25 protein-coding genes are annotated in these 25200 nt (G+C 70.9%); 15 read left to right on the forward strand and 10 right to left on the reverse strand.

Going from position 1 to position 25200, the window contains the following annotated elements; translation table 11 throughout:
- The first annotated feature begins 15 nt into the window (after positions 1-15).
- The 3 genes from P2L57_RS27665 to P2L57_RS27675 all read left to right on the forward strand — a co-directional run bounded on the left by P2L57_RS27665 (position 16) and on the right by P2L57_RS27675 (position 2904).
- Entirely contained in the window at positions 16-555 is a 540-nt protein-coding gene (locus P2L57_RS27665) for an RsiG family protein (RefSeq protein WP_372515962.1), read from the forward strand.
- Positions 556-629: 74 nt separating this feature from the next.
- Complete coding sequence (locus tag P2L57_RS27670; protein ID WP_275818845.1) at positions 630-1589, forward strand: asparaginase; 960 nt, start codon at positions 630-632, stop codon at positions 1587-1589.
- Positions 1590-1656: 67 nt separating this feature from the next.
- Entirely contained in the window at positions 1657-2904 is a 1248-nt protein-coding gene (locus tag P2L57_RS27675) for a GNAT family N-acetyltransferase (RefSeq protein ID WP_275818847.1), read from the forward strand.
- A gap of 38 nt (positions 2905-2942) precedes the next feature.
- Here P2L57_RS27675 and P2L57_RS27680 read toward each other — a convergent pair whose 3' ends face one another.
- A complete protein-coding gene (locus P2L57_RS27680) occupies positions 2943-3362 on the reverse strand; it encodes a GNAT family N-acetyltransferase (protein ID WP_275818849.1) in 420 nt (139 codons plus the stop codon).
- 346 nt (positions 3363-3708) lie between these two features.
- Between P2L57_RS27680 and P2L57_RS27685 the strand changes: the two genes are divergently transcribed.
- Entirely contained in the window at positions 3709-4749 is a 1041-nt protein-coding gene (locus tag P2L57_RS27685) for an aspartate-semialdehyde dehydrogenase (RefSeq protein WP_275818851.1), read from the forward strand.
- Between the two features lie 40 nt (positions 4750-4789).
- Here the strand turns inward: P2L57_RS27685 and P2L57_RS27690 are convergent, their stop codons facing one another.
- Together P2L57_RS27690 and P2L57_RS27695 are read right to left on the reverse strand one after the other, a co-directional pair.
- Positions 4790-5479, reverse strand: a complete 690-nt coding sequence (locus P2L57_RS27690) for an alpha/beta fold hydrolase (RefSeq protein WP_275818853.1) — start codon at positions 5477-5479, stop codon at positions 4790-4792.
- A 64-nt stretch (positions 5480-5543) separates the two neighbouring features.
- Positions 5544-6758, reverse strand: a complete 1215-nt coding sequence (locus P2L57_RS27695) for an FAD-dependent monooxygenase (protein ID WP_275818855.1) — start codon at positions 6756-6758, stop codon at positions 5544-5546.
- A 160-nt stretch (positions 6759-6918) separates the two neighbouring features.
- Between P2L57_RS27695 and P2L57_RS27700 the strand changes: the two genes are divergently transcribed.
- Both P2L57_RS27700 and P2L57_RS27705 read left to right on the forward strand, forming a co-directional pair.
- Positions 6919-7545: a TetR/AcrR family transcriptional regulator gene (locus P2L57_RS27700; RefSeq protein ID WP_275818857.1), complete on the forward strand. Its 627-nt coding sequence runs from the start codon at positions 6919-6921 to the stop codon at positions 7543-7545.
- 71 nt (positions 7546-7616) lie between these two features.
- Positions 7617-8291, forward strand: a complete 675-nt coding sequence (locus tag P2L57_RS27705; protein ID WP_275818859.1) for a class I SAM-dependent methyltransferase — start codon at positions 7617-7619, stop codon at positions 8289-8291.
- Positions 8292-8952: 661 nt separating this feature from the next.
- Here P2L57_RS27705 and P2L57_RS27710 read toward each other — a convergent pair.
- Positions 8953-9546 carry a TetR/AcrR family transcriptional regulator gene (locus tag P2L57_RS27710; RefSeq protein WP_275818861.1) on the reverse strand — a complete coding sequence of 198 codons (594 nt, stop codon included), beginning with the start codon at positions 9544-9546 and terminating at the stop codon, positions 8953-8955.
- A 58-nt stretch (positions 9547-9604) separates the two neighbouring features.
- Between P2L57_RS27710 and P2L57_RS27715 the strand changes: the two genes are divergently transcribed.
- From P2L57_RS27715 to P2L57_RS27730, 4 genes are all read left to right on the forward strand, one after another.
- Positions 9605-10480, forward strand: coding sequence for an SDR family oxidoreductase (locus P2L57_RS27715; RefSeq protein ID WP_275818990.1), 876 nt, complete (start codon positions 9605-9607; stop codon positions 10478-10480).
- A 431-nt stretch (positions 10481-10911) separates the two neighbouring features.
- Entirely contained in the window at positions 10912-11496 is a 585-nt protein-coding gene (locus P2L57_RS27720; RefSeq protein WP_275818863.1) for a helix-turn-helix domain-containing protein, read from the forward strand.
- Positions 11497-11553: 57 nt separating this feature from the next.
- A complete protein-coding gene (locus P2L57_RS27725) occupies positions 11554-12099 on the forward strand; it encodes a hypothetical protein (protein ID WP_275818865.1) in 546 nt (181 codons plus the stop codon).
- Positions 12100-12227: 128 nt separating this feature from the next.
- Positions 12228-12560, forward strand: coding sequence for a DUF2516 family protein (locus tag P2L57_RS27730; RefSeq protein ID WP_275818992.1), 333 nt, complete (start codon positions 12228-12230; stop codon positions 12558-12560).
- Positions 12561-12572: 12 nt separating this feature from the next.
- Here P2L57_RS27730 and P2L57_RS27735 read toward each other — a convergent pair whose 3' ends face one another.
- From P2L57_RS27735 to P2L57_RS27745, 3 genes are all read right to left on the reverse strand, one after another.
- Positions 12573-13976: a PP2C family protein-serine/threonine phosphatase gene (locus P2L57_RS27735; protein WP_372515959.1), complete on the reverse strand. Its 1404-nt coding sequence runs from the start codon at positions 13974-13976 to the stop codon at positions 12573-12575.
- A 309-nt stretch (positions 13977-14285) separates the two neighbouring features.
- A complete protein-coding gene (locus P2L57_RS27740; protein WP_275818869.1) occupies positions 14286-15320 on the reverse strand; it encodes a C40 family peptidase in 1035 nt (344 codons plus the stop codon).
- Positions 15321-15407: 87 nt separating this feature from the next.
- Positions 15408-16307 (reverse strand): class I SAM-dependent methyltransferase, encoded by a 900-nt coding sequence (locus tag P2L57_RS27745; RefSeq protein WP_275818871.1) that lies wholly within the window; start codon positions 16305-16307, stop codon positions 15408-15410.
- Between the two features lie 304 nt (positions 16308-16611).
- Between P2L57_RS27745 and mshA the strand changes: the two genes are divergently transcribed.
- Both mshA and P2L57_RS27755 read left to right on the forward strand, forming a co-directional pair.
- Positions 16612-17889, forward strand: coding sequence for a D-inositol-3-phosphate glycosyltransferase (gene mshA / locus P2L57_RS27750; protein WP_275818994.1), 1278 nt, complete (start codon positions 16612-16614; stop codon positions 17887-17889).
- 22 nt (positions 17890-17911) lie between these two features.
- Complete coding sequence (locus P2L57_RS27755; protein ID WP_275818874.1) at positions 17912-18412, forward strand: type III secretion system chaperone family protein; 501 nt, start codon at positions 17912-17914, stop codon at positions 18410-18412.
- 216 nt (positions 18413-18628) lie between these two features.
- Here P2L57_RS27755 and P2L57_RS27760 read toward each other — a convergent pair whose 3' ends face one another.
- Positions 18629-19903, reverse strand: a complete 1275-nt coding sequence (locus tag P2L57_RS27760) for an MDR family MFS transporter (protein WP_275818875.1) — start codon at positions 19901-19903, stop codon at positions 18629-18631.
- 93 nt (positions 19904-19996) lie between these two features.
- On the opposite strand from P2L57_RS27760, the gene P2L57_RS27765 reads away from it, so the two are divergent.
- A complete protein-coding gene (locus P2L57_RS27765; protein ID WP_275818877.1) occupies positions 19997-20758 on the forward strand; it encodes a phosphoglyceromutase in 762 nt (253 codons plus the stop codon).
- A 319-nt stretch (positions 20759-21077) separates the two neighbouring features.
- Here P2L57_RS27765 and phoU read toward each other — a convergent pair whose 3' ends face one another.
- Positions 21078-21761, reverse strand: a complete 684-nt coding sequence (phoU, locus tag P2L57_RS27770; RefSeq protein WP_275818880.1) for a phosphate signaling complex protein PhoU — start codon at positions 21759-21761, stop codon at positions 21078-21080.
- Positions 21762-21958: 197 nt separating this feature from the next.
- Here phoU and phoR point away from each other — a divergent pair, with 197 nt between their 5' ends.
- Positions 21959-23293 carry a two-component system sensor histidine kinase PhoR gene (phoR, locus tag P2L57_RS27775; RefSeq protein WP_275818882.1) on the forward strand — a complete coding sequence of 445 codons (1335 nt, stop codon included), beginning with the start codon at positions 21959-21961 and terminating at the stop codon, positions 23291-23293.
- Positions 23294-23298: 5 nt separating this feature from the next.
- Positions 23299-23970 (forward strand): two-component system response regulator PhoP, encoded by a 672-nt coding sequence (phoP, locus tag P2L57_RS27780; protein ID WP_486387826.1) that lies wholly within the window; start codon positions 23299-23301, stop codon positions 23968-23970.
- A 109-nt stretch (positions 23971-24079) separates the two neighbouring features.
- Here the strand turns inward: phoP and P2L57_RS27785 are convergent, their stop codons facing one another.
- Positions 24080-24724, reverse strand: coding sequence for a copper chaperone PCu(A)C domain-containing protein (locus tag P2L57_RS27785; RefSeq protein ID WP_275818886.1), 645 nt, complete (start codon positions 24722-24724; stop codon positions 24080-24082).
- Positions 24725-25200: the final 476 nt, after the last annotated feature.

Here is a 25200-nt window from a genome sequence, read left to right on the forward strand (position 1 = left end):
CCCTCGGAGGCCGTCATGCCCCCACTGGGCACCTTCCGTCTAGCCGAGCTGCGGACGCTGCGCCGTGACGCCCAGCAGGAGGAAGCCGACCTGTCGTATCTGCGGCGGCTGCTGCAGGGCCGGATCGACATCCTGCGGGCGGAGCTGGGGCGGCGTACGGCGCCTGGGGACGCCAAGGACCAGAAGCACCCGAAGGACTCCAGGCCGGGGCGCACGCTCCTGGTGCGCCCGCTGCTCGACCGGCTGCCGGAGATCCTGGCCGACGGCCCCTCGCGAGGGGTGCGGTCCGCGCGGCACGTGACGTTGGGCACCCCGCACAGCGAGGAGTACCGGCAGCTGGCCGAGGAGATGCTCGCCGACGTGGAGCTGTCCGACCTTGCCGCCCGCACCGATCAGGAGCTGGACGCCGCGATGGCCAAGCTGGTCGGGCGCGAGCAGCAGGTCTCCCAACGCCGCAGGCAGCTGCAGACGACCGTGGACGGTTGCAGCGCGGAGATTGCCCGAAGGTACCGTGAGGGCGAAGCACGAGTCGACGACCTGCTCTCTGGCGGCTAGGCCGCCGGTCCGGGAGATCCCCGACCGGCCCGCTGAGGGGAGCGGTCGTCCATCCCCTCCTCGGAAGGCCGACGATGACGTCCCGTACCCGCACTGAGCTGCCCGTTCTCGCAGAGGTCATACGCTCCGGCTTCGTCGAGGGCCGTCATCGCGGGTCGCTGGTGCTGCTGGACGCGGACGGCGGCGTGGATCTCGCGCTGGGCGAGGTGGCCGCGCCCGTCTTCCCCCGCTCGGCGAACAAGCCGATGCAGGCGGAGGCGCTGCTGTGGGCGGGGTGTGAGCTGGAAGGGGAACTGCTGGCGCTGGCAGCCGCCAGCCACTCCGGAGAAACGTTCCACCTCGAAGGCGTCCGCAGGATCCTGGCCAGCGCCGACCTTGATGAGGGTGCCCTGCAGACCCCGCCCGACCTGCCGCTCGATCCGCACGAGGCGGAGGGCTGGCTGCAGACCGGCGGCACCCGGGACCCGCTGCTGATGAACTGCTCGGGCAAGCACGCCGCGATGCTGGCCGTCTGCGTACGCAACGGCTGGCCGCTGGACAGCTATCTCGACCTCTCGCACCCGCTGCAGCAGCTCGTCCTGGACGTGGTCCGTGACGCCAGCGGCGAGAGCGTCGACCACATCGGCGTCGACGGCTGCGGTGCGCCGCTGATGGCGCTGAGCCTGACCGGTCTCGCCCGCGCCTTCCGCGGCTATGTGCTCGCCGAGCCGGGCACCCCCCGGCGCAAGGTCGCCGACGCGATGCGCGCCCACCCCCAGTACGTGGCGGGCACCCGGCGGCCGGACACCTGGCTGATGCGCGAGGTACCGGGGACGCTGTCGAAGATGGGCGCGGAGGCGGTGCAGGCGGTGGCGCTGCCGGACGGCAGGGCACTCGCCTTCAAGATCGACGACGGCGCCGGGCGCGCCCTCGGCCCGGTACTGGCCCGCGCCCTGCGGCTGCTGGGCGTTGACGCGCCGGTGGTGGACCGCATCGGCGAGGCTCCGCTGATGGGCGGTCCGAAGAAGGTCGGCGAGATCCGCGCCGCCTTCTGAGGTCGCTGTGAGCAGGCGCCGGAAAACCCGGATGCGCCGGGGAGTGCGTGCGGCTTAGCCTGCCGGAATGAGCGGCACGATCGAGGTCCGGTACATCGAGGAGTCCGACTACGGCGACTGGGTGTTGGCAACGCGGAGGGGCTTCCTGCGCCCGCCGGTGCGGGAGGACCAGGACACGTCCGTGACACCGTCCGTGATGGGGATCGAACCGGCCCGCACCCAGGGCGCGTTCGACGGCGGACGGTGCGTCGCCACGTTCCGTACGCTGCCGCGCGAGCTGACCGTCCCGGGCGGCGCGATGATCTCGGCGGACGCGGTCAGCAGTGTGACCGTGACCGCGACCCACCGGCGGCGCGGACTGCTCAGCCGGATGATGGCGCGCGGCCTGGCGGCGGCGAAGGAACGCGGCGACGCGGTCTCCATCCTGGTCGCCGCGGAGTACCCGATCTACGGCCGCTTCGGCTTCGGCCCGGCCACCTGGGTCACCGACTGGACGGTGGAGATCCCGCGGGCCCGGCTCGGCCGCCACGAACTGCCCGACGGCGCTCGTATCGACCTGGTCGACGGCGCCGAGGTCCGCAAGGTGGGACCGGAACTGCACGAGCGGGTAAGACGGTTGACCCCGGGGGCGATCAACCGCACCGAGAACTTCTGGAAGCTGTACACCGGCGAGGTGGAGCTGTTCTCGCACCCCTGGACCGAGCCCCACCACGCCGTGTACCGGGACGCCACCGGCCGGGTGGACGGCCTGCTCACCTACGCCATCGACGACGTGTGGGACGGCAAGATGCCGCAGGACACGCTCACCGTGCGGAGCATGACCGCCACCACCCCGGAGGCCGAGCGCGCGCTGTGGAGATACGCGCTGTCCGTCGACTGGGTCGTCAAGCTCGCCTCCGGGTCCCGCCCGCCCGACGACCTGCTGCCGCTGCTCCTGGGGGACCCGCGGGCCGCCAGGGTCACCTCGCACGCCGACTTCATGTGGCTGCGGGTGCTTGATGCGGTGACCGCGCTGGAGGCGCGCGGCTACGCGGGCACCGGCGAACTGGTGCTGCAGGTCGAGGACGCCGACGGGTACGCCGACGGCCGGTGGCGACTGACCGCCTCACCCGAGGGCGGCCAGGTCCGCGCTACGGGAGCGGAGCCCGATCTCGTCTTGGACGTAAGGGAGTTGGGGGCGCTGTATCTGGGCGATGAGTCGGCGGTGCGGCTGGCCGCCCTCGGCCGCGTCGAGGAGCGGCGCCCGGGCGCCGCCGCACGCGCTGACGCGCTCCTGCGCACCCCGCGTCGGCCGTGGTGCCCGGAGACCTTCTGATCCGGGCGGCCACCGGTCCCGGATCCGCCGGACCGTCCTTACCCCTTGGTGAAGACCATCCAGCGCTGTGGATCGTCCAGCGGCCGGAATCCGGCCTGCTCGTAGACGCCGTGTGCGTCCTCGGTCGCCAGCAGAATGCGGCGCAGGCCGTACGGCATCAGATGGTCGCGCACCGCCTCCACCAGTGCGGTGCCCAGACCGTGGCCGCGCGCCGAGCGGTCGACGTAGACATCGCAGAGCCAGGCGAAGGTCGCGTGGTCGGTGACCACCCGGGCGTAGGCCACCTGGATCCCCGAACCGGCCTGGTACGCCCCGAAGTTGAGAGACCCGGCGATGGCGCGTTCCTGTGCTTCGCGGCTGCGGCCTATCGCCCAGTAGGCGTCGGTGCTCAGCCAGCGGTGCACCCGGGTGACGTCCAGCCGGGCCGGGTCGGTGGAGATGTCGTACACGGCTTCCATGGTGGGGAGGCTGGCAGGCCGACCGGCGCCGCGTCGAGGGGATTTCCACGTGGTCCACGCCACCACGGGGAGCGCCACGCCGCCCACCAGCGGCTTCACAACCGGACCGTCCGCGACCGGGAGCACTCGCGTTCCGTGGCACGGCAGTTCGGCACAAGTGATTGAGCACAGCAACCGAAAAGACGCATCATGATCGTGGTGACCGGAGCGCCCGGGAACATCGGACGCCACCCACGCAAGGGGTTTGGGGGAAGCCCCGAACAACCAGCGACAATGCCCACCCACGGGGGGTCTGGGGGAGACCCCCGGAAGACACCAGCAATGCCCACCGCGAAAGGTGAAACGTATGAAGGTCGGAATCGTCGGCGCGACCGGCCAGGTCGGCGGCGTCATGCGCCAGGTGCTGGCGCAGCGCGCGGCCGAGGGCCTCGGCCTGCCAGTCGGGGAGCTGCGGCTGTTCGCCTCGGCGCGTTCGGCGGGCCGAACGCTGCCCTGGCAGGGCACCGAGGTGGTCGTGGAGGACGCCGACACCGCCGACTACCGCGGCCTTGACATCGTGCTGTTCTCCGCGGGGAAGACGGCATCGCTGGCGCTCGCGCCGCGCGTCGCGGAAGCCGGGGCGGTCGTGGTCGACAACTCCTCGGCCTGGCGCCTGGACCCGCAGGTCCCGCTGGTGGTCTCCGAGGTCAACCCGCACGCGGTCACCGACCGTCCCAGGGGCATCATCGCCAACCCCAACTGCACCACCATGGCCGCGATGCCGGTGCTGCGCCCGCTGCACGAGGAGGCAGGCCTCGTCAGCATGGTCGTGGCGACCTACCAGGCGGTGTCCGGCAGCGGTCTCACCGGTGTCGCCGAACTCGCCGAGCAGGCAGCCGCGGTGGGGGACCGAGCCCGCGAACTGACCTTCGACGGCAGCGCCGTGGACCTCCCCGAGCCCAAGGTCTACGCCCGGCCCATCGCGTTCAACGTACTGCCGCTCGCCGGATCCCTGGTGGACGACGGCTCGGGCGAGACCGACGAGGAGCAGAAGCTCCGCAACGAGAGCCGCAAGATCCTGGAGATCCCGGACCTGAAGGTGTCCGGCACCTGCGTGCGGGTGCCGGTCTTCACTGGCCACTCGCTGCAGATCAACGCCCGCTTCGCCCGCGACATCTCTCCGCACCGGGCGCACGAACTGCTCGGTGGTGCGCCCGGTGTGGCACTGTCCGACGTCCCCACCCCGCAGCAGGCCGCGGGTCAGGACCCCACGTTCGTCGGCCGGATCCGTACCGATGAGACCGTGGCCCACGGGCTGTCACTGTTCTGCTCCAGTGACAACCTGCGCAAGGGCGCGGCACTCAACGCGGTGCAGATCGCGGAGCTGGTGGCGGCCGAACTGGGCTGAGCGGCCGGGAGGTTGGGCGGCCGTCCAGCTGAGCATGGGATCAGCGGCGGCCGCCCGGCAGGAACCCGAGGACCGCGGCGGTGAAGTCCTCAGGGCGCTCGGCGTGCACCAGATGACCCGAGGGAATGGTGAGCAGCCTGCCGCCCGGTATCAGCCGGGCCATCTGGGCGAGCTGGTCTTGCGGTATGTGGCTGCGTGAGCCGCCCGCGATGACCAGTGTCGGCGCGGTGATCGCGGCGAGCCCGGAGTGCCAGTGCGACGGCGGTGTCGCGAGTTGGGTATGCACCGCGGTCACCACGTCCCAGTCGAAGTCCAGTTCTCCGTCGGGCCGTTCGGTCTCCTTGTGGTCCCGGGGATACGGCGCCGGAGCCTCCTCCAGCACCAGCCGCTCCACCCGCTCCGGGTGCGCCTGCGCGAACAGGTGTGCTACCACTCCGCCCATCGAGTGCCCGACCAGCGTCACCTGGTCAAGGCCGAGCGCGTTCAGCAGTCCCACGACATCGTCACGCATCAGCTCGAACGAGTACCTACCGGGCCAGTCGCTGCGCCCATGCCCGCGCAGGTCGGGCACGTAGACCCGCCAGCCCGCCGCGAGCTCCTCCGCGATCGCGTCCCAGTCCGTGCTGGATTCACCCAGTGCGTGCAACAGCATCACTGGCGGCCCGTCGGGATTCCCCGACACCCGGCAGGCCAGCCGGACTTCACCGGTGTCGATCAGACGCAGCTCCATCCTGCGAAGCTACCTCGCGGGGGGCGGCGCCAGCCATACCGCGCCGCGCGTCGCTGGCGCCATGTCAGCCGTTGGCGTAGACGGGTCGCTGTCCGAACTTGACGTCCTGGGCGTAGTCCTTGAGCGTGATGGCATTGGCCGCCTTTGTGGTGATCTTGGTGATGACCCCCTTCCACGGCAGATAGGGCAGCGCCTTCCACATCAGATTGCGGGTCCATATCTGCGACCGCGTCTGCGGCACCAGGAACCGGTCGAGACCCTCGGCCTGCTTCATGCACACCGCGGCGTACGGGCGTATCCGCTCCTCGTACCGTGCGAAGGCTGTGCGATGGTCATCGGGGGCCGCCGCCAACTCACCCGCCAGCACATACGCGCCGACCACCGCGAGCCCGGTGCCCATGGCGCCTGGCCCGCCGGCGTAGCCCGCGTCGCCGAGCAGCACCGCCCGTCCGTTGGAGTACCGGTCGATATGGATCTGGCTCGCGCGGTCGAAGTAGAAGTCGGGCGCCTCGCGCATCGCCGTCAACAGCCATGGCGCCTCCCACCCTTCGTCCGCGAAGACGCTGGTGACGATGTCCTTGTGCTGCTCGGTGTTCCGGTGGTCGTACTCCAGCCGTTGCGAGGCGAAGAACAACGCGGCCGTGGCTTCGGCGGTGTCCCGCTTGCTGTAGACGTACACGCCTTTGCCCGGAGTGCTGTACATCAGACCGCGGTGGTCCAGCCCGAACCGGTTGGGCACGGTGAAGACCGCGGAGCACACGCCCAGGTCGCGCCGGAAGTCCGACTCCGGCCCGAAGGCCAGCCGACGGACGCCGGAGTGCACCCCGTCGGCGCCTACGACGAGGTCGAAGGTGCGTGGCGCGGAGCGCTCGAAGGTGACGTCGATCCTGTCGGCACGCTCGGTGAGTGAGGTGATCGAGTCGCCGAAGACGTACTCGGTGCGGTCCTTGGTGGCCTCGTAGAACACTCGGCTCAGATCGCCGCGGGCGATCTCCACCTCACCGCTCATGATCTCCGACGGCAGGCTGGAGAGCTGCTTGCCGTCCGCGTCGACGACGGCCACGGCGCCCGTGTGCGTCTGCAGCCGCCGGATCTCGTCCAGCAGTCCCATACGCTCCAGCACGGTCAGGTGCGCGGTTCCCCGGAAGTCCACCGCCTGGCCGCCCTCGCGCAGGGCCGGTGCCCTCTCCACCAGTGTGGTGCGGAATCCGTACCGGCCCAGCCAGTAGGCGAGCGCGGGCCCGGCGATGCTGCCGCCGGAGATGAGAACGGTCTTCATGGAGTCCCCCCGTGGTCCGTTGGTTGTCTGTCGGTCTGTCGGTCTGCCGGCGTCTGTCCTGCCGTGGAACGACCATACGCCGAAGTTGGGCAAGCGCGCAATACATTTGTATAGAACGGATGTGTAGGGCGGTTGCGCCAACCGTGGTTACCCTCCTGGCATGGGAAACCGTGAAGATCTGCTCGCGGGGGCCAAGCGCTGCCTGAGGGAGAAGGGCTATGCGCGCACCACCGTCCGCGACATCGCCTCCGCCGCCGGTGGCGTCAGCATGGCCGCCATCGGCTACCACTTCGGCTCCCGGGAGGCGCTGCTCAATGCGGCGCTGATCGAGGGGATGGACGAGTGGGGCACCCAAGTCATGGGCGCCCTGGCCGAAGCCACCGACCCGGACGCCACTCCCGTCGAGCGCTACACGGCGACCTGGGCCGAGATGGTGAACTCCCTCGCCGGGCAACGCGAGTTGTGGCTCGCCAGCGTTGAGGCGCTGCTGCAGGCCGAACACGCCCCGGAAGTCCGCGCCGGACTGGCGCAGGGCCAGCAGGAGGGCCGCCGCGGTATGGCTGCCTGGATAAAGGGCGTTGAAGAGTCCGCGGTGACCGAAACCGCCGCGCGCACCCTGGGCTCGGTTCAGATGGCCCTGCTTTCCGGCGTCATGATGCAGTGGCTGACCGACCCCGAGCACGCCCCGACCGGCAGCGAAGTCGTGGCAGGCTTGAGGGAGTTGGCGGCCAGGCTGGACCCCGACCCAGACCCGGAGTGGGGCGTCGGCGAGACGCCGCCCGAGTAGGGTCGACGGCCCCGTCGCGCGTTCGGCGGTCACTCCTCCCCGAACGCCCGTGCGGGATAGGGTGCGTGGCCGTGACCGAACCAGACTTCCTGCGCGCCACCCGGGCGTCCTATGACTCCATCGCCACCGACTACGCCGAACGCTTCGGCGGTGAGCTGGCGGCGAAGCCGCTGGAGCGGGCGATGCTCGCCGGGTTCGCCGATCTCGTGCGGGCCGCGGGTGCCGGGCCGGTGGCCGACATCGGGTGCGGTACCGGCCGTGTGACGGCACATCTGAGCGGCCTCGGGGTGTCCGTGTTCGGGGTCGACCTGTCGCCGGGCATGCTCGAGGTGGCCCGGGAGGCGCACCCCGACCTGCGGTTCGAGGTGGGTTCGATGCTGGACCTGGACCTGCCGGACGGTGCTCTGGGCGGGGTCATGGCCTGGTACTCGATCATCCACGTCCCGCAGGAGCGGCTGCCGGAGGTCTTCGCGGAGTTCTACCGGGTGTTGGCTCCAGGCGGCCATGCGCTGCTCGCGTTCCAGGTCGGCGACGAGCCGCTGCGCCGTACGGAGGCGTTCGGTCGACCGATCTCGCTGGAGTTCCACCGGCGGCAGCCGGACCGTGTCGCCGAGTTGCTCACCGAGGCCGGACTGGTCATATGTGCCCGGCTGCTGCGCGAGCGCGACGAGGGCGGCGAGTTCCCGGAGACGACCCCGCAGGGTTTCCTGCTGGCCCGCAAACCGGCCGCCGCTGGCCGGTCATGACCTGCCGCTGCTGGCCGGTCATGATCTGACAGGGGGCTGACGGTGGACCTGTCGGCTGAGCCGAACGGGATCGCCCTGCCCGGGCCGGGCGTCCCTACCAGGCGGCTCCGCCGACGACCGGCGTCGGCCCCGGCGGCCGAGCCGACGGTCCGGCCGCCCGCTTGATGGTGATCAGCCAGCGCCGGCCAGCAGGTTCTCGGACAACGTCCACAGGCGTTCCGCGTCGGCCGGATCACGGACACCCTGCGCGCCCGCCACGATCGACGTGGACATGCCGCGGTATCCCAACCGGACCAGCCACCGGCATGGGGAGATCTGCTGCCCCGGAAGGGGGCGTCGGAAGCCCGGCTCAACCACAACGGCCAGGCCGCGGTGGGTCGTTGACGGCGGACAGCGCCGCGGAACGGTGTCCGGCGCTGTGCGGCACAACCGCGTGTGACTGCTCGCGGATAGTTGGCATGATCCCGTTCGCTGCCTGCATGAGAGTTGGGGAGCTTGCCGCGTGTCGGGCGAACGCCCCTGCCGCCGAACTGTGATCGGGTCCCCGGCGGGTCAGCTGGTTGTGTCGAACGGTTCGAGGTCGTGGCCGTCGATGAGACGGGCGAGTAACTCCAACACGGCAGCGTGACAACGGGAGGGTGCGTTGCCGCTCCCGGCACGGCTACCCGCTGCGGGCCTGCCGGTCGATCATGGACACCAGGGTCGAGACGAGTTCCTCGGCCGTGATGTGCCACTTGTCCGCGGACAGGTGCCCACTGACCTCCATATCCGTGATCCCGTGCACGCTGGTCAACAGCAGCGCCGCGAATTGACGGGTGTGCTGTGCGCCGACCAGATCGCCGACGACGGCGAGGAACTCGTCCTGGGCGCGGTCGGCCGCCTGGACCGCCGCGCGGATCGCGGTCGGGTCGCCCGCCGGGGAGGCGAACATCAGCCGGTACAGGTGCGGCTGACGGCGGCCGACCGTCATCAGCGAGGACAGGGCACGGTTCAGCTTGTCGGCCGGGGGCACCCGCGGATCGGCGCGCACGTCCCGCACCTGATCCGCGAGCCGGTCCAAGGCCTCGGCTGCTACCGCGGTCAGCAGGCTGTCCTTGTCGGGGAAGTGCCGGTACGGCGCCCCGCGGGTGACCCCCGCACGCGCCCCGACCGCGCGCAGCGTCACCGCGTCCGGACCACCGCTGTCCAGCAGGTCGGCGGCCGCATCCAGCAGGGCGCGTCGCGTCGCGGCGGCGGATTCCACTCGGCTGACCATGCCGGTCACTATACAGTTGACACTGTCATCTGAGATCTCTACCGTTGTTCAGGTGACAATGTCATCTGAAGTGTCGGACACCCTGGGCTGCGTCGTCGTGACCGGAGCCTCGACCGGGATCGGCGCGGCGTCCGCCCGCGAGCTGGCCCGCCGGGGATTCCACGTACTCGCCGGTGTCCGCCGCGACCGGGACGCCGACGCGCTCCGTGCCCCGGGCGTCGAGCCGGTCATCCTCGACATCACCCAGCCCGACCACATCGCCGAGCTGGCCGCCCGCGTCGGCTCGCAGACGGGTGCGTTGCGGGCGTTGGTCAACAACGCCGGCATCTCCGTCAACGCCCCGGTCGAGGCCCTGCCGCTGGACGAGTGGCGCCGGCTGTTCGAGGTCAACCTGTTCGGTCACGTCGCCGTCACCCAGGCCCTGCTGCCCGCCCTGCTGCGCCACTCCGGCCGGGTGGTCAACATCAGCTCGGTCGGCGGGAAGATCGCCATGGCCACCTACGGCCCCTACGCGAGCACGAAGTTCGCCCTGGAGGCGGTCAGCGACGCGCTGCGCCGGGAACTGACGCCGCTGGGCGTGCGGCTGGTGGTCGTCGAGCCCGGCGGGATCTCCACAGAGATGGCCGACCGGGGTATCGCCACCACGAGCCGGCTGGCCGAGACCATGTCACCGGAACAGCGGGATCGCTACGGGCCGCTGGTCCAGGCGGTCACCGCGCAGACCACCGCCTTCACCACAAGCGGTAAGTCCGCCGACGATGCCGCCCAGGTGATCGCCAAGGCCGTGACCGCGAGGAAGCCTCGCACGCGCTACACCATTGGTCGCGACGCGGCCGTGCTCACCCGCCTGTCGCGGGTGCTCCCGGACCGGATGCTCGACCGCATCTTCGTGGCCGGCCTCCGTCCGTACTACCCGAAGACCACCACCGCATGAAACCCGCGTTCTAGCGAGCAGCGGTTGACCACGCCTGGTTCCCGACCGCCACGGGCAGGAGTGAGAGCGGGGCGCTGGAGGTCGAACGGACCGTGGCGAAGGACGGCGGGTGCCGCATCGCCGGAGGTACCCGCATGTTCGGCCTCGCCTGAGCCGGCCGCAAGATCACGCTTCGGCTGGATGGGCACTCAGGCACCCCATCGCCGACAACAGCGCCCTCACCGGCTGGTGCGGGCGGCGCCTCCTCGAAGCGGACCCTGTCGTCCGACGCATCTGCCGCTATGTAGATCGACCGAGACCGCCCTGCCTTGAGCGACTCCGGGCGGCGGTGTCATCCATCGCTGCGAGTCACACCGCGTCACACGGCTGAAACGACACTGTTGCAAGCGGTTTGCTTGCAAAAGTTAGCGGTGTTGTGGCACGGTCGAGTCATGGCGTCACTGAATGTCGGAAACCTCGGCGAGTATCTGCGCGAGCAGCGGCGCAGTGCGCAGTTGTCGTTGCGTCAACTGGCCGAGGCCGCCGGGGTGTCGAACCCGTACCTCAGCCAGATCGAGCGCGGGCTGCGCAAGCCGAGCGCTGAGATCCTGCAGCAGCTCGCCAAGGCGCTGCGGATCTCCGCCGAGACGCTGTACGTCCAGGCCGGGATCCTCGACGAGCGCGACCAGAACGGCATCGAGGTGCGTACCGCGATCCTCACCGACCCGACGATCAACGAGAAGCAGAAGCAGGTGCTGCTGCAGATCTACGAGTCGTTCCGCAAGGAGAACGGTCTCGGGGACGGTCCGGCGAGTGACGCCGCCCCGGCCGCCCCGGTCGAGAAGGCCGCCGCCAAGAAGGCGTCCACCACGACAGCCGCCGCGAAGAAGGCCGCCGCGAAGAAGGCGGCGGCCAAGGTCGCCGACGCCGTCGCGGAGACCGTCGCCGCACGGACGCGCGCGCTGAAGCCCGTGCCGGCGAAGGATAAGCAGCACAATCAGGACAAGCGCGGTGGCGACGTCGCCGCCGGAGCCTGATCGGCGCCCACGAACCACAAAGACGAACACGCCACCATCCCGTACCGGAGGACCCTCATGGCGATCACCGAAAGCGTCCGCAAGGCACTGACCGACCCGGCCCCCCTGTACGCCGCGGCGGGCGCAGTCGACCTCGCGGCCGAGAAGCTGGGCGAGGTGCCGCCGCTCCTCGACAAGCTGCGCGAGGAGGCGCCGGAGCGGTTCAACAAGGTGCGCGCCACTGACCCGAAGGTCGTCCAGGAGCGGGTGACCCAGCAGGCCAAGGACGTCCAGGCCAAGATCACTGAGACGCTTGGCACCGTTGAGCTGGACCTGAAGAAGCTCTCCGACTCCGCCCAGGACTTCGCGCTGCGGCAGGTCGGCTGGGCGGCCGAGGCCGCCGTCAAGGCGGGGGAGACCTACAACGGGCTGGTCGACCGAGGCCGTGGCGCGGTCAGGACCTGGCGCGGCCAGGCCGCCGAGGAGGCCGAGGAGCTGGCCGCGGCCATCGAGCCGGAGCCCAGGCAGGACGCCGAGGGCCAGCCCAGCGCCGCCGCGTCCCGCAAGCCCGCCGCCAAGAAGACCACGGCGCGCAAGACCACGCAGAGCAAGCCCGGCGAGTGACACCGGAGCAAGTCCGGCTAGTGACAAGGGCGTGACAACGGGCCGGGCACGGACGAGGTGCCCGGCCCGTTGTACGAGTACCGTGACGGCGAAGGGGCTCGTTGGCGGACGACAAGGCGGTGGACGGAATGCTGATCCAAGGGTTCAACACGATCTTCAGCTGGGTCTCGACCGGCCTGCTGGTGTTCACGATCGTCGCGTTCGTCAACGCGGCGATCCATCGGGAGGACGCGTATCGGGCGGCGGACAAGCACACCAAGCCGTTCTGGCTGATCATCCTGGGCATCGCGGCGGTGGTGATGGGGCTCTTCCCGATCCTGTCGATACTGCCGCTGATCGGCCTCGTCGCCGCGATCGTGTACATGGTCGACGTACGCCCGGCGCTCAAGGAGGTCTCAGGGCGCGGCCCCCGCAGGCGCGGGAGCAGCAGCGATGGACCGTACGGGCCGTTCAGCCGCTGAGCCTCGGGTCCGTCAACCGCGGTCGAGCAGCACCACCGCGACGTCGTCCGTCAGCTCGCCGCCGTTGAGCTCCCTGACCTCGGCCATCGTCGAGTCCAGCAGTTCCTCACCGCGCAGCCCGGAGCGCACGCGGCGGTCGACCAGCTCGATCATGCCGTCCTGGCCGAGCCGCGCGGTGCCCTCACCGATCCGGCCCTCGATCAGCCCGTCGGTGTACAGCATCAGGCTCCACGCCTCGCCGAGCTCCACCGTGCGGCGGTTCCACTCGGCCCGCTCCAGCAGGCCCAGCGCCGGGCCGCCGTGCTCGTACGGCAGTAGTTCCACCGGCCGTCCGCTGCGGGCCAGTAGCGGCGACGGATGACCGGCGAGGCACAGCCCGGCCCGCAGGCCGTCGGACGCGATGTCGATCGTGCACAGCGTCGCGAACACCTCGTCGTCCGGGCGCTCGTTCTCCAGCACCTCCTGGAGGGTGCCCAGCAACTCGTCGCCGCTCAGCCCGGCGAGCGTCAGCGCGCGCCAGGCGATGCGCAGCTCGACACCGAGCGCCGCCTCGTCCGGTCCGTGCCCGCACACATCGCCGATCATCGCGTGCACGGTGCCGTCCGGGGTGCGTACGACGTCGTAGAAGTCACCGCCGAGCAGCGCGCGGCTGCGACCCGGCCGGTAGCGCGCGGCGAACCGGAGATCGTCGGCGCCGCCCAGCAGCGGGGTCGGCAGCAGACCGCGTTCCAGCCGGGCGTTCTCCTGCGTCAGCAGCCGGGTCTCGGTGAGCTGCCGCTGCGCGAGGTCGGCGCGTTTGCGCTCCACGGCGTAGCGCATCGCGCGGTTGAGCAGGGACGCGTCGAACTCGTCCCGGAAGAGGTAGTCCTGCGCACCGACGCGGACCGCCTCGGCGGCCAGCTCGGCGTCCTCCTCACCGGCCGCCAGCGCGAGCACGGCCGTGGCGGGGGCCATCCGCAGTACCTCGCGCAGGGCGGTGAGGCCACCGGCCTTGGGGTGGTCGGGGACCAGCTCGATGTCCAGGTCGAGCAGGATGCAGGTCACGTCATCGGTGAGCAGCCGCTGGGCCTCGGTGAGGTTGCGGGCTCGGCGGATACGGACGCGGTGCCCGGCGGCGTCCAGCAGATCGGGCACGGCGAAGCCGCCGGTGGGGTCATCACCGACGACGAGCAGGGTGAACGGCTGCGGCTGGGACCGCACCGTTTCGCCCGGCTGCTCGATGGGTACGGGCTCGGTCGCCCGCTGTCGCGGGAGTGTCGCGGCCACCCCTGCCGGACGATGGTCGGACGTCCAGCCGGGGTGCTGGTCATGCTGCCGGTCGGTGGGCCGGCCGGTGGCGCACATGGCGTGATTCCTTCCCTCCCCCGAGGGCGTGGCGGGCGCCGTGGGGGCGCCGCCGTTCCAGGTTCGGACCATGTGGGGTGGTCCGCCGCTGGGTGTTGCCAGGTGACCTTAGCGGCAGGGCACGTGCCGCGGGAGGGTGTGTGAGGTAACCGCCGGTGGCATATCCCTAGGTCGGACGGGGATTTCGGGCGGGACGCCGGAATCTGGGCATGAGATACATCACTGGGGCATTCGGGAACCGGCCACGGCTTTTGAGACAGGGCACGGCCCTCGCGGCCCCGCGCCTTTGGGAAAGCTGTGACTCCCGGTAACGCTGTGACGGTCCTGCCGCACCGGAGGACCGCAGTGGATCCCGTACCGCCGGCGCGCCCAATCCGCTGCTCACCCCGGCCGGACGGCCCCGAGGATCGGCATGGAACCGGCGCCCGCGATCCCTATCGCCCGCCCGGGGCGCGGGGCCTGGATGATCGCGCCGTCGCCGATGTAGATCGCGACATGGCCGGCGTCCGTGAAGTAGATGACCAGATCGCCCGGGCGCAGCTGGTCCAGCGGTATGTGCGGCAGCCGCGCCCACTGCTCCTGCGAGGTCCGCGGGATCGCCACTCCGGCCGCCGCCCACGCCATCTCGGTGAGGCCCGAGCAGTCGTACGTCGACGGCCCCTGCGCGCCCCATTCATACGCCTTGCCGATCTGGGCGGACGCGAAGGCCACCGCCCGCGCGCCGAGCGCGCTCGCCGTGCCCGCGGCGCTGCCGAGCTTCGCCCCGGCGCCGTTCCTCAGCCAGCTGAGCTGCGACTGGTAGGCGGCCTCGTCGTCCAGCCGCCGCAATCGCGTCTGCTGCTGTGCCTGCAGCGTGCCGAGCAGCGCCCGGGCCTGTGCCAGCCGCTGTTCGACCTGCCGTTTCGTGTCAGCCTTCTGGCTCTGCTCGTCCATCAGGCTCTGCCAGCCCGCGGTGGCCGCGTTGGCGTAGCCCTCAAGCTCGCTCTTGGTCGTACGCAACTCGTTCAACGCGGTGGTGGCGGCGTGCGCGCCCTTCTCGGCGAGGCCCGCGTCGTCCAGGAACGACCCGGGGTCGGAGGAGAGCATGAACTGCGCGGCGAGCGGCAGGCCGCCACCGCTGCGGTACTGGGCACGGGCCAGCGCGCCCAACCGCTGGGTCAAGGCGGCCTCCTTCGACTGGGCGGCGACGACCGCGCGCGCGAGGGTGACCAGCTCCTTCTGCTGCTGGTCGATCTTCTCCGTGACGGCGTCGTACGCCTGGGTGGCCGCTTCCGCCTGGCGGTACAGCCGGTTCACCTCGGCCCTGATCTCGGCCAGTGACTTCGGCCTCGCCGCCTGTGCGTTGCTCGGTACGGCCAGCAGGCCCGCCGCGCAGACCAGCACCGTGGACGCCACCGCCGCACCCCGCAACCGCATGAGGCCACCTCAAATCTGACGTGCCGTCACTTAGTTGCGGATGGTGCCACAGGGCGTCGTAATGCGACAGAGAAAGAGGAGTGGGGATCAGCCGCGCGGGGGCGGGGCGCTGCGCTGTGCCGGGATGGCGCGCTCCGCCGCGGCACTGCGCTGGGCCGGGACGGCGCGTCCCGCCGAGGCGCCGCGTCCCGCCGAGGCGCCGTGCCGCGCCGGGGCCAGGGCGTCCCAGCGCACCGTGACCTCGCCCTGCCGCCAGCGCGTGGGGCCGTCCACGAGCGGCCAGCCGGCCGCCCGCAGCGTCTGCGCGGAACGGATCCAGCGCTGCCGTGCGCCGAGCGCGCCGAACGGTGCGGCGGCCGCCCATGCGCGGTCGAAATCGATGAGGAAAGCGTGCACCGGCTCGCCCGGCACATTGCGGTGTATCAACGCCTTCGGCAACCGCTCGGCCAGATCGGACGGCCGCTCCAGCGAGCCCAGCCGGGTGGCGAACGTGACCGTACGAGGGCCCTCCGGGCCGAGCGCGACCCACACATGGCGGCGGCCTATCTCGTCACACGTCCCCTCGACCAGCAGCCCGCCCGGCGCCAGACGATCGCACAGCCGCGCCCAGACTGCGGCGACCTCGTCCTCGTCGTACTGCCGCAGCACGTTCGCCGCCCGTATGAGGGCGGGGCGTCTTCCCGCGGGCAACGGCACCTCGAACCCGCCGCGTACGAAGCGCAGCCCGTCCCGGGCGTAGGGCGCCGCGGCCGCGACCCGCGCGGGGTCTATCTCCACACCCACGACCTCGGCGTCCATGCGGACGGTACGCAGCCTGGTGAGCAGTTCGACGGCGGTCCACGGCGCCGCGCCGTACCCCAGGTCGACGATCACCGGATCGTCGATCCGCCGCAGGGCGCCGCCGTAGGCGGACGCGATCCACCGGTCCATCCGGCGCAGCCGGTTCGGGTTCGTGGTCCCCCGGGTCACGGTGCCGATCGGGTTCATGAGGGGACCTTAGGTGCGGGTGCGGCTGGGGGCTGACGTTCAGGGTAATTGCCCGCTGTTCCACCCGTCACCGGTGCCCGCGGCGCGCTTCGGTCCCGGTCCGTCCACCCGCTCCGGCACCGGTGCCGCGAAGCACCCCGCGCCCGCACCCCGGGGATAACGACTTGGCAAAGCGGAAATGCCCGCCCCCACCGCCGCCGTTACACGACAGACGCATAAGGACCGAGGGAGGCACCGCACGGTGAACCACCAGGTGGCCCACGTGCCCCGGCTGGGCGCGCAACGTCTGCGTGCCCGCTCGCACATGCCCCGGCGCCTGCGCCGCGCGGGCATCCCACGGCGGGTGGCGATGCTCAGCGTCCATACCTCCCCGCTCCACCAGCCCGGCACCGGCGACGCGGGCGGTATGAACGTCTACATCGTGGAACTGGCCAGGCGCCTCGCCGACCTCGGCATCGAGGTCGAGGTCTTCACCCGCGCCACCACCGGCGGCCTGCCGCCGGTGGTCGAGCTGGCGCCCGGCGTCCTCGTGCGGCATGTCGACGCGGGCCCGTACGAAGGGCTCGCCAAGGAGGACCTCCCCGCCCAGCTGTGCGCCTTCACGCACGGCGTGATGCAGGCGGAGGCCTCGCAGCGGCCCGGCTACTACGACCTGGTCCACTCGCACTACTGGCTCTCCGGGCACGTCGGCTGGCTCGCCGCCCAGCGTTGGGGCGTGCCGCTGGTGCACGCCATGCACACCATGGCCAAGGTCAAGAACGCCGCGCTCGCCGACGGCGACACCCCCGAGCCCGCGGCCCGGGTGATCGGCGAGACGCAGATAGTGGAGGCGGCGGACCGGCTGATCGCCAACACGGAAGAGGAAGCCGACGAACTCGTACGGCACTACGGCGCGGCCCGCGAAAAGGTCGCAGTCGTCCACCCGGGCGTGAACCTCGATCGCTTCCGCCCGGCGGACGGCCGCGCGGCCGCCCGGGTCCGGCTCGGTCTGCCGCCGCACGCGGTGATCCCGCTGTTCGCCGGGCGAATACAGCCGCTCAAGGCCCCTGACGTGCTGATCCGCGCGGTCGCGGTACTCCTCGACGAGGACCCCGCACTCCGTGAGCGCCTGGTGGTCCCCATCGTCGGCGGACCCAGCGGCAGCGGCCTCGCCAAGCCGGAACGACTGCACAAACTGGCCGCCCGCCTCGGCGTCGCCGATGTCGTACGGTTCCAGCCGCCGGTGGACCAGGACCGGCTGGCCGACTGGTACCGAGCGGCGAACGCGCTGGTCACGCCCTCGTACAGCGAGTCCTTCGGCCTGGTCGCGATCGAGGCCCAGGCATGCGGCACGCCGGTGGTGGCGGCAGCGGTCGGCGGCCTGCCGGTGGCGGTACAGGACGGGCGCAGCGGCTTCCTCGTGCCCGGCCACGATCCGGCCGACTACGCGCGGGTGCTGCGCCGCTTCGTCGACCAGCCGCGGCTCACCGAGGACCTGGGCAGCGCCGCCGCCCACCACGCCCGCGCCTTCGGCTGGGACGCCTCCGCCGCGGCGACCGCAGATGTCTACGCGGGCGCCACCGCCCGCCGCCGCAAGGTGTGACCGGGTCGCCTACGATCAAGACATGAGCGAGCAGGCCGCGGCCCGCGCGACCGTGGAGCAGGCGCTGACGGACGCCGGGCTCGAATGGGACACGCCGGACGGCGCTTCGGGTACGTACGTGGTGCAACTCCCCGGCACCCGCAAGCTGTCGACCACCTGCTCGCTGGTGGTCGGGCGCCATACGCTCTCCGTCAACGCCTTCGTGGTGCGCCGCCCCGACGAGAACCACGAGGCGTTCTACCGCTGGTTGCTGGAGCGCAACATCCGCATGTACGGGGTGAGTTACGCGATCGACCGGCTCGGTGACGTCTACCTGGTCGGGCGGCTGCCGCTGTCCGCGGTGACGGCGGAGCAGATCGACCAGCTGCTCGGCGCGGTGGTGGAGAACGCGGACGGCAGCTTCAACACCCTGCTGGAACTGGGCTTCGCCTCCGCGATCCGCAGGGAGTACGCCTGGCGGACCTCACGTGGCGAGTCCACCCGCAATCTGGAGGCGTTCGCCCATCTGACCCGGGACGCGTAGGCCCTTCCGGCGGACTTCTCGGGGTGCACGGCGCGGACCACCGGTCCGCGCCGTGGAGGTTGCTCGCCGCTGCGGCAGGACGATCTGTCGGGGGCAAGCCCCCGAAACCCCTTTGGCTTCGCCAAGACAAATGCCGCCGCGGCAGCGAGCAACCCCCATGACGGTGACCGGCGGTCCAAGCCCACCGCAACTCAAGAGGAACCCGCCGGAAAGGCTCTACTCCAAGGAACCCGCGGGCGCGGCGTCGCCCGTCGGGCGCAGGCTGCTCGCGCTTGTGACGCCGCCGGGGGCGGTGCGTATCGGCCCCTGGCGCAACAGCAGCCCGAAGCCGATGGCCGCGACCGTGCCGACCACCCCGCACACCGGCCACATCGCCGAACCCCAGCGGTCCAGCGCCACACCGCCCGCCATCGGTCCGAGGAACGTCGCCGCGGACCACGCCAGCGAGTACATGCCCTGGTAGCGGCCGCGCGCGTGCGTCGGTGACAGATCGGCGACCACCGCCATCAAGGTGGGCGCCGCCATGATCTCGCCCAGCGTCCAGATCGCCACCGTCAGCGCGTAGAACGCGGCCGACCCCGCGAAGACGGTCAGCCCGAAGCCCCAGCCCTGCAGCAGCGTCGCCGTCACCAGCAGTGCGGCCCGGCTGCGGTCGCGCATCAGCCGGGTCATCGGGATCTGCAGCAGGACGATCAGCAGCCCGTTCAGGCCGATCACCAGACCGTACTGGCTGGTCGTCAGTCCCGCCTTGCCCATCGAGACCGACAAGGTGGTCGAGCCCTGCTGCAGCACCGTGGCGATCAGGAAGGTCAACCCGACCAGCGCCATGAACCGGCCGTCCCGCACCACTTGGCCGAGTCCGGCGCTCGGTTCGGCAACCGCCGTGTCCCGTGCCGGCGTTGACGGCCGGGTCTCCGGGATCTTGACGAAGACGACCAGCGCGCACAGCAGCGTCGCCACCGCGTCGCCGAGGAAGAGCAGCAGGTAGCCGTGTGCGGCGATCAGCCCGGCGGCCGCCGCCGAGACGCCGAACCCGATGTTGATGGCCCAGTAGTTGAGCGAGAAGGCGCGCACCCGGTCCTCGGCCGGGACCAGATCGGCCATCATCGCCTGCACCGCCGGGCGCGAGGCGTTGCTGGTGACGCCCACCGCGCAGGCGACCGCCGCGATGGCGACCGGATGGGTGACGAAGCCGAGCACCGCCGTGGTGACCGCCGCGCCGACCTGCGCGAGCAGCATCGTGGTACGGCGGCCGACACGGTCGGTGAGCACCCCGCCGACGATGGCCGCGACCGCGCCGCCCAGCCCGTACAGCGCGGCGACCAGTCCGGCGTACGAGGCCGAGTAGCCCCGGTCGAGGGTGAGGTACAGGGCGAGGAAGGTGACGACGAAGCCGCCCAGCCGGTTGATCAGCGTGCTGGTCCACAGCCACCAGAACGCCCGGGGGAGTCCCGACACCGTCTTGGTGACAGCACGTCTGACGGCACGCATGACAATCCCCCGATGGTAATAGGCGCTCTTCGCATGCGCAGCTTACGTAGGGCGGAAGGCTGGCACCAGCGGTTTTCTATTAGGCTCACATCCATGGCTGCTGCTCCGTACAAGCTGATCCTGCTCCGCCACGGCGAGAGTGAGTGGAACGCGAAGAACCTGTTCACCGGCTGGGTGGACGTGAACCTCAACGAAAAGGGCGAGAAGGAGGCGGTCCGCGGCGGTGAGCTGCTGAAGGAGGCCGGTCTGCTGCCCGACGTCGTGCACACCTCCGTCCAGAAGCGCGCCATCCGCACCGCGAACCTCGCGCTGGAGGCCTGCGACCGCCACTGGATCCCGGTGCACCGCTCCTGGCGCCTGAACGAGCGCCACTACGGTGCGCTGCAGGGCAAGGACAAGGCGCAGACGCTGGCGGAGTTCGGCGAGGAGCAGTTCATGCTCTGGCGCCGCTCGTACGACACCCCGCCGCCGCCGATCGAGGACGGCTCCGAGTTCTCGCAGAGCGACGATCCGCGCTACGCGTCGATCCCGAGCGAGCTGCGGCCGCGCACCGAGTGCCTCAAGGACGTCGTCTCCCGCATGCTGCCGTACTGGTACGACGACATCGTGCCGGACCTGGCCGTCGGCCGCACCGTCCTGGTCGCCGCGCACGGCAACTCGCTGCGCGCCCTGGTCAAGCACCTCGACCGCATCTCCGACGCCGACATCGCGGGCCTGAACATCCCCACCGGCATCCCGCTCTCCTACGAGCTGGACGACGACTTCCGCCCGATCACCCCGGGCGGCACCTACCTCGACCCGGAGGCGGCGAAGGCCGCGATCGAGGCCGTGAAGAACCAGGGCAAGAAGAAGTAGCCTTCCGCCCCGGCGAGTTCATCGTTCATGAAAGGTGTGGCCCCAGCCGGATGGCTGGGGCCACACCTTTCATGAAGCGTCCCTGCTCGGGTCAGCCGCAGGAGCCTCCGCATTGGCACGGGCCGCCCGACTGGCATCCGCATTGGCACCCGGGACCGCAGCTGCATCCACTCATCAACACCCTCCTCGGTGTAGCGCCGTAGCTATGCGTCAAACTCACGTGCTAGCGCTCAGTGAACGCTCGCAGCCCCCGGCGCATCAAGGGCGCGTGGCGGCGCATCTCCAACGCGCCGCCCGCGCCCTCACGCTGCCAAGGGGTTTACGAGCCGTCCGCGGCAGGAGTGGTGGACGAGGTCAGCTCGTCCGCGTGCTCGCCGGTCACCAGGTACACGACCCGGTTCGCCACCGACACCGCGTGGTCCGCGAAGCGCTCGTAGTACCGCCCGCACAGCGTCACGTCGACGGCCGTCTCGATGCCGTGCTGCCAGCGGTCGTCCAGCAGGTGCTGGAAGAGCGTGCGGTGCAGCTCGTCCATGCGGTCGTCGTCCGCCTCCAGCTGGAGGGCGGCGTCGACGTCCTTGGAGATGATCACCTCGGCGGCCTTCGCCATCAGCCGCTGCGCGAGCTGGCCCATCTCCAGGACCGTGCTGTGCAGATCCCGCGGCACCGCCGACTGCGGGTAGCGCAGCCGGGCCAGCTTGGCGACGTGCCGGGCGAGGTCTCCGGACCGCTCCAGGTCCGCGCTCATCCTCAGGGAGGTGACGACGATCCGCAGGTCGGTCGCGACCGGCTGCTGCCGGGCGAGCAGGTCGATCGCCCGGTTCTCCAGTTCCCGCTGGAGGTCGTCCACCCGCTCGTCGGAGGCGATCACGCTCTCGGCGAGCTTGAGGTCCGCGTCCAGCAGCGCCGTGGTGGCCCGCCCGATCGCCGAGCCGACGAGCCGGGCCATCTCGACCAGCCCGTCGCCGATCGAGTCCAGCTCCTCGTGGTAGGCGTCCCGCATCAGTCTTCCTCTCCTTGCAGCCGCGCGCCCGTATGGCGGTACGAGTCTCCGCCACCCACCGTGCTTCGCACACGCGTACCGGCCGGACATCCAGAGTGAACCAGCCCCGACACCACGGTGAACTCTTGGCAACGAGTGTTCGAGTCTCGCCTCGGAAGGCTGTGGACCAGTCATTCCACCCGCCTAGTCTTGACGACATGGACGTGAATGCGGCGATCGCCGCTGCCAGCGCGGTCGGCGGGGTGTGCACCGGCGCCGCCGCCGTGCTCGCCTTCCGCTGGAGCGAGCGCGAGCAGACGCGTCCGACCCGTACCTCCCTGCACACCGACGCGGTGCTGCCGCCCGGTGTGGACACCGTCCTTTCCGTGCTGCGCTCCTCCGCGGTGGTGCTGGACGAGGGCGACACGGTCGTCAAGGCCAGCTCCGCAGCGTACGCCCTGGGCCTGGTCAGGGGCGGCCGACTGGCCGTCGACCAGATGCTGCAGATGGCCCGGGAGACCCGAAGGGACGGCGAGATACGGCAGGTCGAGCTGGACCTGCCGCGCCGCAGCGGCCGGGGCGAGCCGCTGGCGGTCTCCGCCCGGGTGGCGCCGCTCGGCTCCCGCCTGGTGCTGCTGCTGGTCGAGGACCTGACCGAGGCCCGGCGGATCGAGGCGGTGCGGCGTGACTTCGTCGCCAACGTCAGCCATGAGCTCAAGACCCCGGTGGGCGCGCTCTCGCTGCTCTCCGAAGCGGTGATGGACGCGGCCGACGACCCGGAGGCGGTCAACCGCTTCGCCGGCCGGATGCAGGTGGAGGCCACCCGCCTGACCAGCCTGGTCCAGGAGATCATCGACCTGTCGCGGGTGCAGAACGACGACCCGCTGGAGGACGCCGAGGCGGTCGCGGTGGACGATCTGGTCGCCGAGGCCATCGACCGCTGCCGCCACCCGGCCAACACCAAGCAGATCACCATGGCCACCGGGGGCGCGCCCGACCTGTACGTCTGGGGGCATCGCGGCCAGCTCGCCGCCGCACTCGGCAACCTCGTCGAGAACGCGGTCAACTACAGCCCGGCCCGCACCCGCGTGGGCATCGCCGGACGCCGGGTCGCCGCACCGGGCGGCGACCTGATCGAGATCTCCGTGACCGACCAGGGAATGGGAATCTCCCAGGCCGACCGGGAGCGGATCTTCGAGCGGTTCTACCGCGTCGACCCGGCGCGCTCGCGCGCCACCGGCGGTACCGGTCTCGGCCTGTCGATCGTCAAGCATGTGGCCGCCTCGCACGGCGGGGAGGTCACCGTGTGGAGTGCCGAAGGACAGGGCTCCACGTTCACCCTGAGGCTGCCGGAGGCCGGAAGCGCCCGGCCCTCGGACCACCGCGACGCCGATGAACCGGATGACGCGGATACCCCGGATGACGCGGACACAACCGCCGACGCGGTCGACTCCGACGCCGCCGAACATCCCGCGCAGGCCGCCGGGCCTTACGCGACCACCTCAACCTCAACCCATGCAACCCCCCATCCTGCCCCGGAGGTCCTTCCGTGACCCGAGTGCTCGTTGTCGAGGACGAGGAATCGTTCAGTGACGCGCTGTCGTACATGCTCCGCAAGGAAGGCTTCGAAGTGGCGATCGCGGCCACCGGGCCGGACGGTCTTGAGGAGTTCGAGCGCAACGGCGCCGACCTGGTGCTGCTCGACCTGATGCTCCCCGGCCTGCCCGGCACCGAGGTCTGCCGCCAGCTGCGCAACAGGTCCAATGTGCCGGTGATCATGGTCACCGCCAAGGACAGCGAGATCGACAAGGTCGTCGGCCTGGAGATAGGAGCCGACGACTACGTGACCAAGCCGTTCTCCTCGCGTGAGCTGGTGGCCCGGATCCGCGCCGTCCTGCGCCGCCAGGGCGAGCCGGAGGAGGTCGCCCCCGCGGCCCTGGAGGCCGGCCCGGTGCGGATGGACGTCGACCGGCACGTGGTCACGGTCTCCGGCGGCAAGGTCGACCTTCCGCTCAAGGAGTTCGACCTCCTGGAGATGCTGCTGCGCAACGCCGGCCGGGTGCTCACCCGTATGCAGCTCATCGACCGCGTCTGGGGCGCCGACTACGTCGGCGACACCAAGACCCTTGATGTGCACGTCAAGCGCCTGCGCGCCAAGATCGAGCCGGACCCGGGCGCCCCGCGCTACCTGGTGACGGTCCGCGGTCTCGGATACAAGTTCGAGCCGTAAGCCGCCGAGAACGCCCGCCGGTACGGCCGGAAAACGTGGGAGGGGCGCCCGGAGTGATCCGGGCGCCCCTCCCATGCTCTGGTTCAGCGGGTGGCCGCCACGTTCTGGTTCAGCGGGTGGCCGAGGCCGAGACGCTCGGGGCGCCGGACGCCGCACCGCTCGGCGTGGCGGACGTGCCCGGCTTGGCCGAGGCCGAGCCGGACGGGCGCGCCGAGGGCTGACCGGAGGCGGGGGTCGACGGGGTCACCTCGACCGGGCCGAACGGCTGGAAGAAGTGCGTGGCCGGGGTGACCTGCGGGGCGAGGCTCACCTGGCCGGTGCTGCTGAAGTTGAGGACGGTGCTTTGGAAGTTGCCGGGGACGACGCCCTGGCTGCTCGCCAGCAGGGCGGTCGGGTTGCCGCTGCCACCGAGGGTGACCGAGCCGTTCGCCGGGATCGTGATCGGACCCGTCTTGCCGTCCGAGCCGGTCAGCTTCACCTGCTGTGCGGCGCCCTCGACGGTGATCCCGGTGAGCTGCTCCGGGTTGGTGCCGTTGTTGAAGATACGGGCGGTGACCGTGGCCGGTCCCGTGCCGTTCGGCTCGGTGATGATGTAGGCGTTCTGGACGTTGATGTTGCCGACGGACGTTGCGACGGAATCCGGCTTGACCTGCAGGGTCTGCGAGTCGGAGCCGGCCCCGCAGGCGGCGGCGAGCGGGGCGATGGAGAGAGCGAGAACGGCGGCGACAGCGCCGCGTCGAAGGCTGCGGCTCACGGCGGCGGCATCTCCTTGGACGACTTGGACGAGTTACGGCGGCGAACTTCGGCGGCCGATCGCGGTGCCCGGTGGCGCCGTGTAAAGCCGCACTAAGGATCTTCCAGCGCGCTTAGGTTACCGAGCCGCCGATGCCGGGCCGCACCCGGCCACCCCTTCGCGGTCCCGCCTCACTCGCGCGGCGGTTGAACCGCGCCGCGGGCGGGCTGGGCCGGCGGCTCACCAGTGGCCCGGGAGGGGAATCCGTCCGGCGATTCCGCGGCGCGATTCCGGCACTTGTCCGGCAGTTGTCCAGCGCTTGTCCGGCACTTGAAGAGCAGTCTGAAGATCAATTCTGTCGGTTGTACCGCTAGGCCGGTTATCGGAATCTGTCCAAATGTGGATCACTCCCGGGAGCGGTAATTCGTCATTTCGTGCGGGGTGTGTGGTGCGCAAGGTGTGAAGCGATCCTGGAACGGCCCGAACTGGTTCGTGCA

The sequence above is a fragment of the Streptantibioticus ferralitis genome, assembly GCF_029223525.1.
Lineage (GTDB): Bacteria > Actinomycetota > Actinomycetes > Streptomycetales > Streptomycetaceae > Streptantibioticus_A > Streptantibioticus_A ferralitis.

Coding starts and splice junctions, on each gene's coding strand:
- P2L57_RS27665 (WP_372515962.1), top strand. CDS start 16: ATGCCCCCACTGGGCACCTTCCGTCTAGCCGAGCTGCGGACGCTGCGC.
- P2L57_RS27670 (WP_275818845.1), top strand. CDS start 630: ATGACGTCCCGTACCCGCACTGAGCTGCCCGTTCTCGCAGAGGTCATA.
- P2L57_RS27675 (WP_275818847.1), top strand. CDS start 1,657: ATGAGCGGCACGATCGAGGTCCGGTACATCGAGGAGTCCGACTACGGC.
- P2L57_RS27680 (WP_275818849.1), bottom strand. CDS start 3,362: ATGGAAGCCGTGTACGACATCTCCACCGACCCGGCCCGGCTGGACGTC.
- P2L57_RS27685 (WP_275818851.1), top strand. CDS start 3,709: ATGAAGGTCGGAATCGTCGGCGCGACCGGCCAGGTCGGCGGCGTCATG.
- P2L57_RS27690 (WP_275818853.1), bottom strand. CDS start 5,479: ATGGAGCTGCGTCTGATCGACACCGGTGAAGTCCGGCTGGCCTGCCGG.
- P2L57_RS27695 (WP_275818855.1), bottom strand. CDS start 6,758: ATGAAGACCGTTCTCATCTCCGGCGGCAGCATCGCCGGGCCCGCGCTC.
- P2L57_RS27700 (WP_275818857.1), top strand. CDS start 6,919: ATGGGAAACCGTGAAGATCTGCTCGCGGGGGCCAAGCGCTGCCTGAGG.
- P2L57_RS27710 (WP_275818861.1), bottom strand. CDS start 9,546: ATGGTCAGCCGAGTGGAATCCGCCGCCGCGACGCGACGCGCCCTGCTG.
- P2L57_RS27715 (WP_275818990.1), top strand. CDS start 9,605: ATGTCATCTGAAGTGTCGGACACCCTGGGCTGCGTCGTCGTGACCGGA.
- P2L57_RS27720 (WP_275818863.1), top strand. CDS start 10,912: ATGGCGTCACTGAATGTCGGAAACCTCGGCGAGTATCTGCGCGAGCAG.
- P2L57_RS27725 (WP_275818865.1), top strand. CDS start 11,554: ATGGCGATCACCGAAAGCGTCCGCAAGGCACTGACCGACCCGGCCCCC.
- P2L57_RS27730 (WP_275818992.1), top strand. CDS start 12,228: ATGCTGATCCAAGGGTTCAACACGATCTTCAGCTGGGTCTCGACCGGC.
- P2L57_RS27735 (WP_372515959.1), bottom strand. CDS start 13,976: ATGGTCCGAACCTGGAACGGCGGCGCCCCCACGGCGCCCGCCACGCCC.
- P2L57_RS27740 (WP_275818869.1), bottom strand. CDS start 15,320: ATGCGGTTGCGGGGTGCGGCGGTGGCGTCCACGGTGCTGGTCTGCGCG.
- P2L57_RS27745 (WP_275818871.1), bottom strand. CDS start 16,307: ATGAACCCGATCGGCACCGTGACCCGGGGGACCACGAACCCGAACCGG.
- mshA (WP_275818994.1), top strand. CDS start 16,612: ATGCCCCGGCGCCTGCGCCGCGCGGGCATCCCACGGCGGGTGGCGATG.
- P2L57_RS27755 (WP_275818874.1), top strand. CDS start 17,912: ATGAGCGAGCAGGCCGCGGCCCGCGCGACCGTGGAGCAGGCGCTGACG.
- P2L57_RS27760 (WP_275818875.1), bottom strand. CDS start 19,903: ATGCGTGCCGTCAGACGTGCTGTCACCAAGACGGTGTCGGGACTCCCC.
- P2L57_RS27765 (WP_275818877.1), top strand. CDS start 19,997: ATGGCTGCTGCTCCGTACAAGCTGATCCTGCTCCGCCACGGCGAGAGT.
- phoU (WP_275818880.1), bottom strand. CDS start 21,761: ATGCGGGACGCCTACCACGAGGAGCTGGACTCGATCGGCGACGGGCTG.
- phoR (WP_275818882.1), top strand. CDS start 21,959: ATGGACGTGAATGCGGCGATCGCCGCTGCCAGCGCGGTCGGCGGGGTG.